This window comes from Rossellomorea sedimentorum, assembly GCF_046237645.1.
Classification (GTDB): domain Bacteria; phylum Bacillota; class Bacilli; order Bacillales; family Bacillaceae_B; genus Rossellomorea; species Rossellomorea sedimentorum.
Map to the genome: position 1 here is coordinate 759074 of NZ_CP143546.1, position 14465 is coordinate 773538.

Here is a 14465-nt window from a genome sequence, read left to right on the forward strand (position 1 = left end):
TTGATTTCGTATAAATCAAACTAGTAAATTCAGTTTTTTGATGATAAGGGTAGTTAAGATTGAAGACCCCATCGTTTCAATACAGATATCTCAATTCTTGAGAAAATCAACTGGTCGACAATCGCACCAATGACACCAATGATGATCATGACGCCGATGACGAGTGACATATCTCCAAAGTCGGATGCATAACGGAGTGTGTAACCAAGACCTGGACCTGTGCTTAACAGCTCTCCGGCCATCAATGCTCTCCAGGCAAATGCCCAGGCAAGCCTTGCTCCTGTAACAGCGTAAGGGACGGAAGCAGGGAGGGTCACCCTGATAAATAAATCAATCCCTTTGGACCCCATTGTCTGGGCGGCACGTGTGAATAAAGGTGAAACATTCTTGATCCCTGTACGGATGTTGAGGGCCATGACGAACGTTCCGCCAAGCACTACCACAAAGATTACGGCTGTTTCATTCATCCCAAACCACATAATGGCCAGTGGCAGCCATACTATACTAGGCACGCTTTGGAATGCAAGAAGCAGGGAACCAAGTGTGTCGTCTGCCGTTTTTGATTTGGCAAGAAGGACACCGATGGAAGTTCCGATTAATAAGGCAATCCCGAGACCGATGAACAAACGTCTGAAGCTGGCAATCAAGTCATACACCAGGGTCATGTCAGAAAATCCGATTTTTAACGCTTGATATACATCCGTCGGCGCAGGAAGAATAATTTTCGGCCACAACCCCAGTTTGGCACCGCCTTCCCAAAGCAAAAGGACAACTGTAAAGAATATAAGTCTTTTAACTATTGGCTTCATAAGCTAATTCCTCGCTGACTACTTTATCGATTTCTTTCTTAAGATGGACCATGATTTCTTCCTCAATCGCAATCATCTCTTCCTTGTGTTCTTCTCTGGGACGGGGGATGTCTACTGTTATTTCTGCAATAATCGTTCCAGGACGGGTGCCCATCACGATGATCCGGTCTGAAAGCTTGATAGATTCAGAGATGCTGTGCGTGACGAACATCACGGTTTTCTTTGTATCCATCCAAATTTGCTCAAGCTGCACATGAAGGCGTGAACGTGTTTGTTCATCCAGTGCACCGAATGGTTCATCCATCAGCAGAATTTCTGGATTCATTGCCAAGGCACGGGCAATCGCCACACGCTGCTGCATACCTCCTGAAAGTTCATGAGGATAATGATGAAGGTAGTTGCTCAGCTGCACCATTTTTAGGTACTTTTTTGCCTGATCTACAGCGTCCTTTTTAGACATTTCTTTCTTAAGAGGGAACATGACGTTATCCAGGACATTGAGCCAAGGAAACAGTGCTGCCTGCTGGAAGACCATCCCTCGGTCTTTGCCTGGCTTCTTAATCGTATGACCAGCTGCTTCGACCACCCCTGAAGAAGCGGAAGTCAACCCGGCAACAATGTTCAAAAGGGTAGATTTACCACATCCGGACGGCCCTAGAATCGATACAAATTCCCCTTTTTCAATTGTAAGGTCGATGTCCTGTAATACCGTTACCGGCTGGCCATCCTTATCTGTAAAGTATTTATTGAGATTTTCTATATTAATAAACATATTAATCACCTATTCTTATAATTCATATAAAACAAGTAGGAATACCATGGTTAATTATATTCTATTCTTATCAAATGTCAAGGTCAGCCTATTTTTTTGTCTTCTTTGCTTTACGTGAAGGTTGAGTGTGCTCGATGCATTGACGTTTCTGCAGACAGGCGCGCTAGCACCAATTTTAACCGCTGCAATGTAAAAAGGATTCGATGCAGCTTTTGGGATAGAAGTCCGTCCTTAAACTAATGGCGTGATTCCTGTATAATGAAAGGAACTATGCGTACGTTCGCAAAGGAAAGGATTGTTTTGTTTGAGTAAAACATTAGTGCTCGCTGAAAAACCCTCAGTCGGCAGGGATATTGCTGCTGTGCTGAATTGTCATAAAAAAGGGAATGGATTTATTGAAGGAGATAAATATATCGTTACTTGGGCGCTGGGTCACTTGGTGACATTGGCTGAACCAGATATCTATGACAGTAAATACCAGACATGGAGAATTGAAGACCTTCCAATGATGCCGGATAAATTGAAACTGGTTGTCATCAAGAAAACAGGCAGACAGTTTAATGCGGTCAAAAGCCAAATGACACGTCAGGATGTAAAAGAGATCGTCATTGCAACGGATGCCGGCCGTGAAGGAGAACTCGTCGCCCGCTGGATCATTGAAAAAGCACGTGTGAACAAACCCATCAAACGCTTATGGATTTCATCTGTAACGGATAAGGCAATCAAAGAGGGATTCCGGAAACTGAAAAGCGGAAAAGAATATGAAAACTTGTATGCTGCCGCCCAGGCAAGATCTGAAGCTGACTGGTATGTAGGGATGAATGCAACCCGTGCACTCACGGTAAAGCATAATGCCCAGCTTTCATGCGGAAGGGTGCAGACACCGACACTCGGGATCATCGCCCAGAGAGAAGAAGAAATCAAGAACTTCAAGCCAAAATCATTTTATGGATTGAAAGCGAAAACCCGAGAGTTTACGTTGACATGGCAGGACGGGAAAACTAAAGAATACCGAACCTTCTCGAAAGACTTCATTGAAAAGGTGTTGGTGAATCTAAAAGGAGAGAAGAAAGCCAATGTGAAGTCGGTGGATAAAAGTTTGAAAAAGAGCTTCTCTCCTCAGTTGTATGATCTGACTGAGCTGCAGCGTGATGCACACAAGATCTTTGGTTATTCGGCAAAAGAAACCTTGTCCATCATGCAAAAGCTTTATGAACAGCACAAGCTTCTGACATACCCAAGGACGGATTCCCGCCATCTTTCCAGTGATATTGTCGATACACTGAAGGATCGTATCCAGGCGGTATCAATCAAACCTTATAATCAGCTTGCCGCCAAGGCGATGAAGAGTTCCGGCAAGCTTGGAAAGGCTTTTGTCGATGACAGCAAGGTTTCGGACCACCATGCTATCATTCCGACAGAGCAGACCGCTTTCCTTAATTCTTTGAGTGATAAAGAACGGAAGATTTATGACCTCGTCGTCAAAAGGTTCCTTGCCATGTTCCTGCCGCCTTTCCAATATGAACAAACCACGATCGAAGCTGAAATTGCCGGTGAGAAGTTTGTAGCTAAAGGAAAGCGGATCATTGAACAAGGCTGGAAAGAAATCTTTGACAGGTCTGGTTCCGCAGATGACGCTGGAGATGGACTGGCCGACCAAACACTCCCTAAAATTGAAAAAGGAGACGTTTTATCAGTTTCTTCTATTGAAAGAACGACGGGTGAAACGCAGCCTCCGAGCCGATTTAATGAAGGGACGCTTCTCTCAGCAATGGAAAACCCAAAGAAATTCATGGCTGGCGAAGATAAGGAGCTGATCAAAACCATCAGTTCCGCGGGAGGACTGGGAACAGTCGCCACACGTGCGGACATCATTGAAAAATTATTTAATTCGGCCCTGATTGAAAATAAAGGGAAATCCATCATGATCACTTCCAAGGGGAAACAGCTTCTTGATCTTGCTCCTGAAGAATTGAAATCACCTGCTTTGACAGCAGAGTGGGAGCAGAAGCTCGAAGCCATTGCCAAAGGCAAGCTGAACAAAAATGCCTTTATCAGTGAAATCAAGGATTATACAAAAAAATCAGTCCACGAAATCAAAAACAGTGAGAAGAAATTCGCACACGATAATATCACCGGAACCAAGTGCCCGGATTGCGGAAACCTCATGTTGGAAGTCAAAAACAAACATGGTAAGAAACTTGTCTGTAAAGACCGTGAGTGCGGCTACCGCAAAAACGTCAGCAAAAAGACCAACGCCCGCTGCCCGAACTGCCACAAACGCTTGGACCTCCGCGGAGAAGGCGAAGGCCAAATGTTCACCTGCGTCTGTGGTCACAGGGAAAAACTCTCAACCTTCAATGAGCGAAGGAAAAAAGAGAAGAACAGTAAAGTCTCCAAGCGGGACGTCAACAAGTACATGAAGAAGCAGGACGACGCCCCGGTCAACACGGCGCTGGCCGATGCCCTTGCAAAACTGAAACTGGATAAGTGATAAGTTTGTTAGAGCCCCCAGGCTTTTGCCTGGGGGTTTTGGTTGTTTTTTTTTGGAGGCTACCGTTGAACACCGAATGTCGCATGTCGAAATGTGTCGGTTGGTCGATAAATCCACAAAATCGCTGATAAATCTTGGAATCGCCGATAACCCCACCCGGCACCTCTCAATCTCACCCGAAAATTTCAAAAATACAGGTTTAACGAATTGTAATTTTGTGGTACTTACAAGAATAGAGATGAAAAGAGGGTAATAGAAAGGGGTCTGTGGATTAATGGCGATGTGGATCTGGATTGTCAGTGGTATACTTGTACTGTTGGCGGGCATTGAAGAAATAATTTATTTTGTATTGAATAAGCAACTTGGTTTGGAGAGGGAACCCACTCTCAAGAAAATGAAGATCCCTGTGCATAAAGTAAAGGCACTGTTTAAGAAACAAAAAGAACAGAGCAGTCAATCTGCTTAGAAAAAAGCTTGAGACCGGAGTCTCAAGCTTTTTGCATTTTCGGCAGAGGCATTTCTGAAGATTTGGTAGCTGACTTGTTTAACAAAATTTGGGCCGTCCCGCCTAGGAGCAAGAAAAAGGCAGACAGGATAAATAAGGCGGCCCCACCCCATTCGATAAGAATCATTCCTCCAAGAAAGGGTCCTGCCATCCGTGAAATATCCCAATGCGTCCCATATATCGAGAAATAGAGTCCACGCTGATTTGAAGGGGCGATTTGGGAAATATGATTGAGCAGCCGGTTTAACCCGAGGCTTTCGGCAACCGTGACAATCAGTTGCGTAAGGATAAGAAGCAGTAAGGAAGCTGAGAAGCCAAATGATAGGGCAGCTATAAAATAGAGACCGTAAGATAGGATAAGGATCTTTTTAAAAGAGAATCTATTGCTCCATTTTACAAGCGGAATTTCAAGCAGGATGCACATGACTGCTTTTATGGAAGCAAGGGTTGTCAATACTGCGAGAAAATCAGGAAACAAGTCTTCAAGGTAAATACGATAGTTGGTTTCTGTCTGGGCATAAAAGAAACTGATCGGAAGGCTGAAGACCATCAAATTCAATACATATGAGTGGTTGGAAATGAATGATTTCAACTGAAAACTCCCGTTCACCCTCTCTGTCTCTTCAGTATCGACTGGTATCGTTTCCGGAAGCTTGTAGTATACAACAACCAAATAAATCATCAGAGCGGCAGCCTGCATTCCAAAAATGAGTCCAGGTTCTTGTGTATACACGAAATATCCAATGACCGGTCCAAGTGCCATTCCTGTTGCAGCGACAGTATTGATTAACGCAAAAACTTCAGAGCGAATGCCGTCATCAATAGAATCTGCGATCTGAGCGCGCTGTGCAGGAATATAAACAGAACGTCCGGCACCATTAAGGACGTAAAGCAGTGCAAACAACCAGACGGACTCTGCAAAAATGAACCCCGCCATTGCACCTGCCTGCAAAAGAAGGCCGGCTATGATAATTTTTTTCCTCCCCAGCCGGTCAGTAAGTCCTCCTCCCAAAAAAGTAATCATTATTTCTGATAAAGGCTGTAACCCCACAATCAACATGGGAAGAAGGACATTCCCGTCAAGCTTATCGTAAAGATAAATGATCAGAAAAGGGGCAAGCATAGAACCCGTAAGACCTGTCAGCAATTCGCCTAATACCCGAATCCAAACAAGTCCGGGATAGCGGTTTAATAACCTCTTCATCATGTACCATCATTCCTTTCTTGTAAAATCATTTTAATAAGAAGGGAAAAGATGAAAAAGGGCAGAATTATAAAATAGAATACTTCATCTTTTCGGGAAGGGAATTTTTATGACGACATTAGAGCACTATCTGCGGATATACTTGGCTTTTAATAAAGAATTGGGTACAAAACATGAGGTCTCTCTTTCAGGTATATCAGAGGTTTTGTTTTGTACTGCCCGCAACAGCAAGATGACCATTCAAAAGTGGGAGAATGAAGGCTGGATAGAGTGGGAGCCTGGCAGGGGAAGAGGCAACAAATCCACTTTGATTTTTTTAAAAGAACCGTCAGATCTTTTACTCAATGAAAGCAAGAGGCTTGTAAAGAAAGGAAAGCTCAAAGCAGCACAAGGAATGATCAGTGAATACAACAAGGACTTGCCTGGCCTCAAGGAAAAGTTTGATGTGTGGCTTGAAACCCTGTTTGGCTATAACGTCGAATCCGGGGGCCGCCAGCACCGCGATGTATTGAGGATGAAATACGGCAAACAGCCTTTCTCCCCTCTTGATCCCATGCTTGCGACTCTGCGGTCTGAATGTCATATTGTGAAGCATGTGTGCGATACGCTTGTTTCTTATAATGAAGAAAAAAATCAATTTGAGCCTCGCCTGGCCTTTCATTGGGAACATAACGCAGCAGGGAATCAATGGGTCTTTTATCTCCGTAAAGGTATTAAGTTTCATGATGGACAAAGATTGACATCGGAAGATATCAAGTACAGCCTTGAACGGTTTCTTTCCTTTAACAATAATCCTTACAGGTGGATGCTCGAAGACTTGGAGGAGGCCGTGACCATTAATGATTATTCGATGGAGCTCAAGCTGAAAAGGCCAAACTTTTTGCTTCTTCATATATTAAGTGATGAGCATTTATCTATCGTAAGTAAGAGTGAACAAGATGAACTTTTTTATGAAACGCTGACAGGGACAGGACCATTTCGACTTATCAGAAATGACGGATCCATGCTTATCCTGGAAGCGAATGATCACTACTTTAGGGAAAGACCGTTTTTGGATGCAGTCGAGTTTTGGAATGTACCGGATGAGCGGGAGGACCGGGCGCCGGAAAAAACAGATGTGGAATTTGGCTACTACAGAGACAAAAGTGGAGAAGACCAAAAGAGAAAAAGAATAAATCGTGTGGAAAAAAATGTACAGTTTCTCTCGCTGAACACAAGGAAGCCTGGTCCGATGCAGGATTCTTTCCTTCGCCAAGCTTTAAAAGCTATAGCAGATCCTTCTGCTTTGGTTAAGGAACTGGGGGAATTTCGTCTCGAAAAGGCAGAAGGCTTTCTGCTGGGTGATACGGAATCAATATCGGCAGAAATAAAAACGCTGCTGGAAAAGAGTAATTATAAGGGGGAGGAACTGATCCTGTCTACCTTTCAGGATAGAGATCATGTGGAGGATGCAGAATGGCTGAAAAATAGAGCCGGGATGTATGGAGTGAAAATAAAGAATTTCTTTCTGCCGGCAGAAGAGTTCTTAAAAGATGAATCTATGAAAAACGCAGATATCATCCATGACAGTGCCACAATCACAGAACAGGAGGAACTCAGCTTCCTGCAGTTGATCTTGGCGAAAACGAGTCCAATCTGGCATCACCTGTCATGGGAACTTAAAGAGACCATCCTGACTGAAGTTAAGTTAATGAAGGGCTTAAGGAATCCGGAAGAACGAAAGAAAAAGCTTTATATAATAGAAGAAATGCTATTGAAATCCAGTCAGGTATTGCCGCTGTATAAAAACATGTCTGAATTGGAAAGTGACGAAATTATCCAGCAGGCATTAATCAATTCACAGGGCTGGATCGACTTTTACCAAATTTGGTTTAAGAGAACATAGAAAATAGGAATGGCCGGGCGATGATGATCGTCCGGTTATTTTGTTTTGTAAGTACAAATCCTAGTATTATTTTCGTCTGGCGTTAGTTTTATTGAGATGTTGGTGCGCAAAGGAGTTAAATGGACCAATGAGACCTGAAATGAGAGGGGATGTTGGGCCGCAAAAGTAATAAACGGCCCAATTAGACCTGAAATTAGAGGAGGTGTTGGCCCGTAAAGGGGTTAAATGGTCCAATGAGACTTGAAATTAAAGGGGATGTTGGCCCGATGAAAATCAAATCGGACAATGAAGTTCAAAACTTCAAGGAGCGATTGCCCCGCAAAGGAGTAATAGGTCAATCAGAGTCAACACCACAATTGCTATAAAAATATAAATTTTCAGATAATATATTGACTTTTTAAGGGTTTCACGTTATCTTTTGATTGTAGATGTATAACAAAATAAATATATTACGGGTAAAAATCGTTATATAAAAATAAAGAAGGTATACAGGGAGAGGGTCTTAATCTACTAAAGGAGGAAGTAGTGAGTGATCTTACATGAAGTTGAGATGTCTGAAAGGGATGAGATTGAGAAGGTTCAGCTCGAGCGCCTGCAGGAAACCGTAAGAAATGTATACTCAAGGGTCCCGTTTTACAAGGAACAGTTTGAAAGAAGGGGTATAAAGCCGGAGGATGTTCAGTCACTGAACGATTTGCAGCTCCTGCCCTTTACCACGAAGGCGGATCTACGAGAGCATTACCCATTCGGCCTTTTTGCGGTTCCTCAAAATGAACTTGTCAGGATTCATGCTTCTTCAGGGACGAGCGGCAAACCGACCGTTGTCGGTTATACGCAAAATGACATTGATATGTGGAGTGACATTGTCGCCCGTTCCATAGCGGCCGGGGGTGGAGAGCCTGGTGACGTTCTGCATAATGCGTATGGGTACGGATTGTTTACCGGCGGACTCGGACTCCATTATGGAAGTGAGAGGCTGGGATTGGTGACAGTACCCGTATCTGGCGGAAGCGCGGAAAGACAGATTACTCTCATTGAAGATTTCAAGCCTGCGGTCATTTGCGGGACGCCTTCCTATATTCTGAATATCGCTGAAAAAATGGAAGAGGTCGGGAAGGATCCTGCCGCAACTTCTGTGAAGTATGGGATTTTCGGTGCCGAGCCGTGGTCGGAAAAAATGAGACAGAAGATTGAGGAAAAATGGAACCTGAAAGCCTGTGATATCTATGGGTTGAGTGAAGTGATTGGTCCAGGTGTTGCAATGGAATGCCATGAGGAGCAGTCCGGGCTTCATATTGCCGAAGACCATTTCTTTCCTGAAATCATTGATCCTGTCACATTAGAACCTGTACTGCCTGGCGAAGAAGGGGAGCTGGTTTTTACTTCATTGACAAAAGAAGCTTTCCCGATCATCCGGTACAGGACAGGAGATATCGCCTCTCTTTCCTATGGCAAATGCAGGTGCGGACGGACGACGGTTAAGATGTCACGTGTTAAAGGCCGGGTGGATGACATGCTGATCATTCGCGGGGTCAATGTTTTTCCTTCCGAGGTAGAACATTATCTCCTTACCATTGAAGAACTGTCACCTCATTATCAGCTGCACCTTACCAGAAAAGGAACACTGGATTCCGTCGAACTTCATGTGGAAATTAAGGAAGAAGTATTCTTGGACCTTCAACAGAACATGGAGCACGAAAGTATTAATCTGCTTACCAAGAAGATTCAACATATTATGAAGAGCAGCTGTCTTGTATCAATGGATGTAAAAGTTAACGGTCCAAAGACACTGCCGCGTTCGGAAGGAAAAGCAGTAAGGGTCCTCGACAAAAGAAACAGCGGAATAGAAGTATAAAAAATTTTGGATTTAAACAGTATGACATCATAAATAGCCAACGTAATAAATACGTTAGCTAAGGAGGGTTTTGCATGAGTGATACAGCATCATTTGCGGCGTTGTCTGAAGAAGAAAAAATGGCGCATTTTATGAAACGTATTGAAGCGGGAGAAAAAATTGAAGCTGATGACTGGATGCCGGATGAATACAGAAAGACATTGATCAAATTGATTTCCATGCATGCTATCAGCGAAATAATGGGAGCGCTTCCAGAGAAAGAGTGGGTCCCAAAAGCCCCGACACTTGGAAGGAAGCTCGGCATTATGGCAAAAGTGCAGGATGAGATGGGACATGGCCAGCTGCTGCTTCGTGTAGCGGAAGATTTAATGAAACCGTATGGAAAGACACGCGAAGAAATCATGCAGGATTTATTTTCAGGAGATTTGAAGTTTCATAACGTCTTCCATATGGAAGCTCCGACGTGGGGAGACGCAGGATTGATAGGATGGCTCGTCGATGGAGCTGCCATTATCACGCAAACCAATATGCTTGGTGCATCTTACGGACCATATGCAAGAGCGTTAAAGCGTATCTGTGCCGAAGAGGTATTCCACGCCCAACATGGAGAAGCAATCATCATGGCATTGGCAGAAGGTACACCGGAACAGCAGGCACTTGTCCAGGATGCAGTTGACCGCTGGTGGGAATCCCTGCTGATGTTTTTCGGACCTGGAAGTGCCTCTACAACAGGATCCTCTAAACAGGATATTACGATCAAATATGGAATCCGGACAAAAACAAATGAAGAACTGAGACAGGATTTCTTTACAAAATATGTACCGCGAATCCTTTCGCTCGGATTGAAACTTCCTGATGACACTATGTATTTCGATCAGGAGAAAGAAGAGTGGATCTATCAGCAGCCGGATTGGAGCAAATTCAAGGAGATCGTGAAGAACAACGGTCCGAAATCAAAAGAGAGATTGAACCTCAGAAGAATTTCTTACGAGAATAACGCCTGGGTCCGTGAAGCACTGAGCGGGGATACAGCGGCAGGATAAAGGGGGACGGTGACATGTCGGATATGAGCAGAAATTTTTACCAGGAATATGAAGTGTTCAGCAGAAGAACAGATAATGCCCCGATGCAGCATCAGTTCAGCCTGCTTGCACCCAATCAGGAAATCGCCCTCGTGATGGCACAGGAGAACTTCATGAGAAGGGAACCGGCAACAGATATATGGGTTGTGAAAAGAGCGGATATCCGCAAGATGAACCAGGAGGAAAAAGAATCGCTTCAACGTCTGGATAACAAGGATTACCGTAATGCTAAGGGATATGGGTACCTGAAGAAAAAATGGCGTCAATATGAACAGGAAATGCTGGATGAGAAAGAGATTATGTCCTGGGAAGGGAAGGTGAAAAAGTCATGACGGTGAGCAGCGCGGCGGAAGTAAAGGATGGACAATATAAAACGGCTCTGGTTGAACTGCTGTATCAGCTGGCGGATGACGATTTCATCATTGCCTACAGGGGATCGGAATGGCTCGGGCTTGCCCCTCACATAGAAGAGGATGTTGCATTCTCTTCGATCAATCAAGACACAATGGGGCATGCAGCCATGTTTTACAGGCTGCTCGAAGACTTGGGTGAAGGGGAAATGAACAAGCTCGCCCATGCCAGGGGAGCGGATGAAAGGCGCAATGCCATCATTTTGGAAGAAGTGAACGGTTCAGGAACCTACCTTGTGGAACCGGATTACGACTGGGCCTTCGCTGTAGTAAGAAACTATTTCTATGCCCAGGCGAAAAAGATCAAAATCGACTCATTGAAGAATTCCTCCTATCAGCCACTGGCAGACGCTGCAGTCAAGGTGAACATGGAGCTGTATTACCATCTGCTGCATTGGAAGACATGGTTTACACAGCTTATGAACTCAAGCAGTGAAGCGAGGAAGCGCATGATGAACGCAGTTGAAAAGACTGCCGCAGATTTTGCCGGAGTCCTGTCATTGGGCGACCAGGGAGAAGAGATGGCGAAAGCAGGACTTATTGAAGGCGAGGATATGCTCGTCATACGCTGGAAAAATGCTGTGGAACCAATATTCGAATCTTGTAATCTATCACTTCCATCACTGGAAATGAAGAGAGGAAACGGCCGCAACAAGGTGCATACGGCAGACCTTGAACAGGCCATTGGTACTTTGAGCGAAGTTTACAACTGGGATCCGGCAGCGGCCTGGTAAAAGGGAATGATTCAATTGACAGTAAGAGATGAACGCGTATTAGACATACTTCAGCAGGTGAAAGACCCTGAGATTGATTCAGTCAGCATAGTCGAGCTGGGAATGGTTGAACAGGCTGAGTTTCAGCAGGGTACGGCTGTGATCAGGCTACTGCCGACATTCATGGGATGTCCTGCATTGGAAATCATCAAGGGAAATGTGGAAAAAGCACTGCTGGCGGATCCTGCAGTCACGGAGACGGATGTTGATTTCCTGTTCAGTCCACCGTGGACGTCCGACCGGGTATCCGAAGCCGGGAGAGAAAAACTAAAGGAATTCGGAATCGCCCCGCCTCCTGAAAGATTGGAAGACGACGGCGGCTGGAAGGTTAACTGTCCATACTGTGATTCACCGTACACAACAATGGAGAACATCTTCGGTCCGACCGCCTGCAGAAGCATCCTTTACTGCAAGCAGTGCAAGAACCCGTTTGAAGCAATGAAACCCATATCTACGATTATGTAAAACTGTGCTTGAAATCATGAGATTTTTCTAAAAGGTTTTTTGGCTTTTAAGTAAGAGTTGATTGGAGCGGAAGGTGAGTGATCTCCTACGGAAGCAGCGGGACGTCTAGTTACAGCACCAAGGTTACGTACCCACTGGAACGTAACCCCGCAGGCGAAGCCGAGGAGGCTCAACGCCCGCCCCGCGAAGTCGACACCTGGAGTGGAGATCAACGAATAATTAATAGAGGTAGAAAAGAAAAGGAGAGATTTTAAATGGTAAAACTAATCGCACTTTACAAGCATCCTGAAAACAAGGAACAATTCGACGAGCATTACTTTAATACGCATGCCCCGATCACAGCAAAGATTCCGGGATTAAGAGAAATGAAGGTTACGAAAATCGTCGGGTCGCCAATGGGCGGCGAAGGAAAGTACTATCTTATGTGTGAAATGGTTTATGACAGCCATGAGGCCTTAAAAGCTGCCATGAAATCTGACGAAGGTAAAGCTTCCGGAAAGGATTTAATGTCTTTTGCCGGTGACCTCGTTACATTGATGATCGGTGAAGATGTGAATGAATAGAAGCTACGAATATATCAATGTAGGTGTGGAGGAAGGAATCGGCTTTGTTGAACTGAACCGGCCGAAAGTCCTTAATGCCATTAACAGACAGATGGTGTCTGAGGTTCTCTCTGCATATGAGCATTTTGACCGTGATCCCGAAGTAAGGGTAATCCTTCTTTCCGGAAAAGGCAGGGCATTTGCTGCAGGGGCTGATATTGACGAAATGGCCAATGACGGTGCAATCGATTTTGAACTGATGAACCAGTTTGCTGATTGGGATCGCATAGCCCTTATAAAAAAACCGATTATTGGAGCCGTTCAGGGGTTTGCTCTTGGAGGAGCGTTTGAACTCGCTTTGTGCTGTGACATGCTGTTCGCTGCTGATGATGCAGAGTTTGGCTTCCCGGAAGTGAATCTTGCAGTAATGCCTGGTGCCGGTGGGACACAGAGGTTGACGAAGCTGATCGGCAAAACTCGGGCGATGGAATGGCTGATGACCGGAGACCGGATGTCAGCTGCGGAAGCACAACGTTTGGGGATCATCAACCGGGTAGTCGCAAGAGAGTTGTTAATGGAAGAAACGAAGAAATTTGCTGCGAAACTGGCTAAACAACCTCCGCTGTCAATTCGCTTGATAAAAGAGTCTGTCCTGAAGGCAGTGGATTACTCGCTCTATGAAGGAATGCAGTATGAACGCAAGAACTTCTCTCTGCTGTTTGCTTCCGAAGATCAAAAAGAAGGAATGAAAGCATTCATCGAAAAACGCAAACCGCACTATAAAGGAAAGTAAAGGAGGCATCACCATGTTTGAGACGATCCTCTATGAAGTCAACAATGGAGTGGCCTGGATCAGGCTGAATAGACCTGATAAACTCAATGCCTTCATCGGACAGATGAATAAAGAAATTGCGAAGGCGTTGAAGCAGTCCTCAAGGGATAAAGAAGTCCGGGCTGTCGTCATCACCGGGGAAGGCAGAGCATTCTGCTCAGGTCAGGATTTAAGTGAAGTCAGTGAAGATATGGACCATGGGGAAGTCCTGAGAAACAACTACGGTCCGATGGTGAAAGAACTGGCTGCCTGCGAAAAACCGGTGATTGCCGCTGTGAATGGAGTCGCAGCCGGCGCGGGAATGAGTCTTGCATTGGCATGTGACTTCCGTCTGTTGTCTGAGAAAGCAAGTTTTGTAGAAGCATTTATCCATGTCGGCCTGATACCTGATTCCGGCAATCTTTATTATCTGACAAGACTGGTTGGCCATGCCAAGGCAATGGAATTGGCCGTATTCGGTGAAAAGATCACAGCCGATAAAGCGCAAGAGCTTGGTTTAGCCAATAAAGTGATTCCAATGGATGACTGGGAAAGTGAAGTCAGGGCATACGCTGAAAGACTAGCAAACATGCCGACAAAAGCAATCGGTCTTATTAAGAGATACCTGAATGAAAGTTATGATCCCAGTTTAGAAGAATATCTGGAAAAAGAAGCTTATGGTCAGAGGGTTGCCGGACAGAGTGAAGACCACCGCGAAGGTGTCGATGCATTCCTGGAAAAAAGAAAGCCAGTATTCCAGGGTAAATAAAGGTCTTTTCTGAAAAACTGCTGCTTTAATATACGAAAGGTTGATTGGAGTGGCACGCCTGGAACGGAAATCAATTCTTGTTACATGAA

General features: G+C 44.8%; 14 protein-coding genes. 11 read left to right on the plus strand and 3 right to left on the minus strand.

Annotated elements, in window-relative coordinates:
* Positions 1 to 53: 53 nt before the first annotated feature.
* Positions 54 to 809 (minus strand): ABC transporter permease, encoded by a 756-nt coding sequence (locus tag V1502_RS03715; protein WP_409253052.1) that lies wholly within the window; start codon positions 807 to 809, stop codon positions 54 to 56.
* On the minus strand, positions 793 to 1581 hold the full coding sequence (locus V1502_RS03720) for an ABC transporter ATP-binding protein (RefSeq protein ID WP_409253053.1): 789 nt from the start codon (positions 1579 to 1581) through the stop codon (positions 793 to 795). The genes V1502_RS03715 and V1502_RS03720 overlap by 17 nt, the downstream gene beginning before the upstream one ends.
* Positions 1582 to 1885: 304 nt before the next feature.
* Here V1502_RS03720 and V1502_RS03725 point away from each other — a divergent pair, with 304 nt between their 5' ends.
* Entirely contained in the window at positions 1886 to 4075 is a 2190-nt protein-coding gene (locus V1502_RS03725; protein WP_409253054.1) for a DNA topoisomerase III, read from the plus strand.
* 274 nt (positions 4076 to 4349) lie between these two features.
* A complete protein-coding gene (locus V1502_RS03730) occupies positions 4350 to 4541 on the plus strand; it encodes a hypothetical protein (protein WP_409253055.1) in 192 nt (63 codons plus the stop codon).
* A gap of 22 nt (positions 4542 to 4563) precedes the next feature.
* Here V1502_RS03730 and V1502_RS03735 read toward each other — a convergent pair whose 3' ends face one another.
* Entirely contained in the window at positions 4564 to 5787 is a 1224-nt protein-coding gene (locus tag V1502_RS03735) for an MDR family MFS transporter (protein WP_409253056.1), read from the minus strand.
* A 106-nt stretch (positions 5788 to 5893) separates the two neighbouring features.
* Here V1502_RS03735 and V1502_RS03740 point away from each other — a divergent pair, with 106 nt between their 5' ends.
* The 9 genes from V1502_RS03740 to V1502_RS03780 all read left to right on the plus strand — a co-directional run bounded on the left by V1502_RS03740 (position 5894) and on the right by V1502_RS03780 (position 14376).
* Positions 5894 to 7669, plus strand: a complete 1776-nt coding sequence (locus V1502_RS03740) for an ABC transporter substrate-binding protein (RefSeq protein WP_409253057.1) — start codon at positions 5894 to 5896, stop codon at positions 7667 to 7669.
* Positions 7670 to 8198: 529 nt separating this feature from the next.
* Positions 8199 to 9524 carry a phenylacetate--CoA ligase PaaK gene (gene paaK / locus V1502_RS03745; RefSeq protein ID WP_409253058.1) on the plus strand — a complete coding sequence of 442 codons (1326 nt, stop codon included), beginning with the start codon at positions 8199 to 8201 and terminating at the stop codon, positions 9522 to 9524.
* A 74-nt stretch (positions 9525 to 9598) separates the two neighbouring features.
* Positions 9599 to 10567, plus strand: coding sequence for a 1,2-phenylacetyl-CoA epoxidase subunit PaaA (gene paaA / locus V1502_RS03750; RefSeq protein WP_409253059.1), 969 nt, complete (start codon positions 9599 to 9601; stop codon positions 10565 to 10567).
* Between the two features lie 14 nt (positions 10568 to 10581).
* Positions 10582 to 10938, plus strand: coding sequence for a 1,2-phenylacetyl-CoA epoxidase subunit PaaB (gene paaB, locus V1502_RS03755; RefSeq protein ID WP_409253060.1), 357 nt, complete (start codon positions 10582 to 10584; stop codon positions 10936 to 10938).
* Positions 10935 to 11750, plus strand: coding sequence for a 1,2-phenylacetyl-CoA epoxidase subunit PaaC (gene paaC / locus V1502_RS03760; protein WP_409253061.1), 816 nt, complete (start codon positions 10935 to 10937; stop codon positions 11748 to 11750). Before paaB ends, paaC begins: the two co-directional genes overlap by 4 nt.
* A gap of 6 nt (positions 11751 to 11756) precedes the next feature.
* A complete protein-coding gene (gene paaD / locus V1502_RS03765; protein WP_409253062.1) occupies positions 11757 to 12254 on the plus strand; it encodes a 1,2-phenylacetyl-CoA epoxidase subunit PaaD in 498 nt (165 codons plus the stop codon).
* Positions 12255 to 12508: 254 nt separating this feature from the next.
* Complete coding sequence (locus tag V1502_RS03770; RefSeq protein WP_409253063.1) at positions 12509 to 12817, plus strand: EthD family reductase; 309 nt, start codon at positions 12509 to 12511, stop codon at positions 12815 to 12817.
* Positions 12810 to 13589, plus strand: coding sequence for an enoyl-CoA hydratase/isomerase family protein (locus tag V1502_RS03775; protein WP_409253064.1), 780 nt, complete (start codon positions 12810 to 12812; stop codon positions 13587 to 13589). Before V1502_RS03770 ends, V1502_RS03775 begins: the two co-directional genes overlap by 8 nt.
* A 13-nt stretch (positions 13590 to 13602) precedes the next feature.
* Complete coding sequence (locus tag V1502_RS03780) at positions 13603 to 14376, plus strand: enoyl-CoA hydratase-related protein (RefSeq protein ID WP_409253065.1); 774 nt, start codon at positions 13603 to 13605, stop codon at positions 14374 to 14376.
* Positions 14377 to 14465: the final 89 nt, after the last annotated feature.

Excerpts from the sequence above, each read along its gene's own strand:
- V1502_RS03730 (WP_409253055.1), top strand. The coding sequence starts at position 4,350 with ATGGCGATGTGGATCTGGATTGTCAGTGGTATACTTGTACTGTTGGCG.
- V1502_RS03720 (WP_409253053.1), bottom strand. The coding sequence starts at position 1,581 with ATGTTTATTAATATAGAAAATCTCAATAAATACTTTACAGATAAGGAT.
- V1502_RS03735 (WP_409253056.1), bottom strand. The coding sequence starts at position 5,787 with ATGATGAAGAGGTTATTAAACCGCTATCCCGGACTTGTTTGGATTCGG.
- V1502_RS03770 (WP_409253063.1), top strand. The coding sequence starts at position 12,509 with ATGGTAAAACTAATCGCACTTTACAAGCATCCTGAAAACAAGGAACAA.
- V1502_RS03780 (WP_409253065.1), top strand. The coding sequence starts at position 13,603 with ATGTTTGAGACGATCCTCTATGAAGTCAACAATGGAGTGGCCTGGATC.
- V1502_RS03715 (WP_409253052.1), bottom strand. The coding sequence starts at position 809 with ATGAAGCCAATAGTTAAAAGACTTATATTCTTTACAGTTGTCCTTTTG.
- V1502_RS03775 (WP_409253064.1), top strand. The coding sequence starts at position 12,810 with ATGAATAGAAGCTACGAATATATCAATGTAGGTGTGGAGGAAGGAATC.
- paaD (WP_409253062.1), top strand. The coding sequence starts at position 11,757 with ATGATTCAATTGACAGTAAGAGATGAACGCGTATTAGACATACTTCAG.
- V1502_RS03740 (WP_409253057.1), top strand. The coding sequence starts at position 5,894 with ATGACGACATTAGAGCACTATCTGCGGATATACTTGGCTTTTAATAAA.
- paaA (WP_409253059.1), top strand. The coding sequence starts at position 9,599 with ATGAGTGATACAGCATCATTTGCGGCGTTGTCTGAAGAAGAAAAAATG.
- paaC (WP_409253061.1), top strand. The coding sequence starts at position 10,935 with ATGACGGTGAGCAGCGCGGCGGAAGTAAAGGATGGACAATATAAAACG.
- paaB (WP_409253060.1), top strand. The coding sequence starts at position 10,582 with ATGTCGGATATGAGCAGAAATTTTTACCAGGAATATGAAGTGTTCAGC.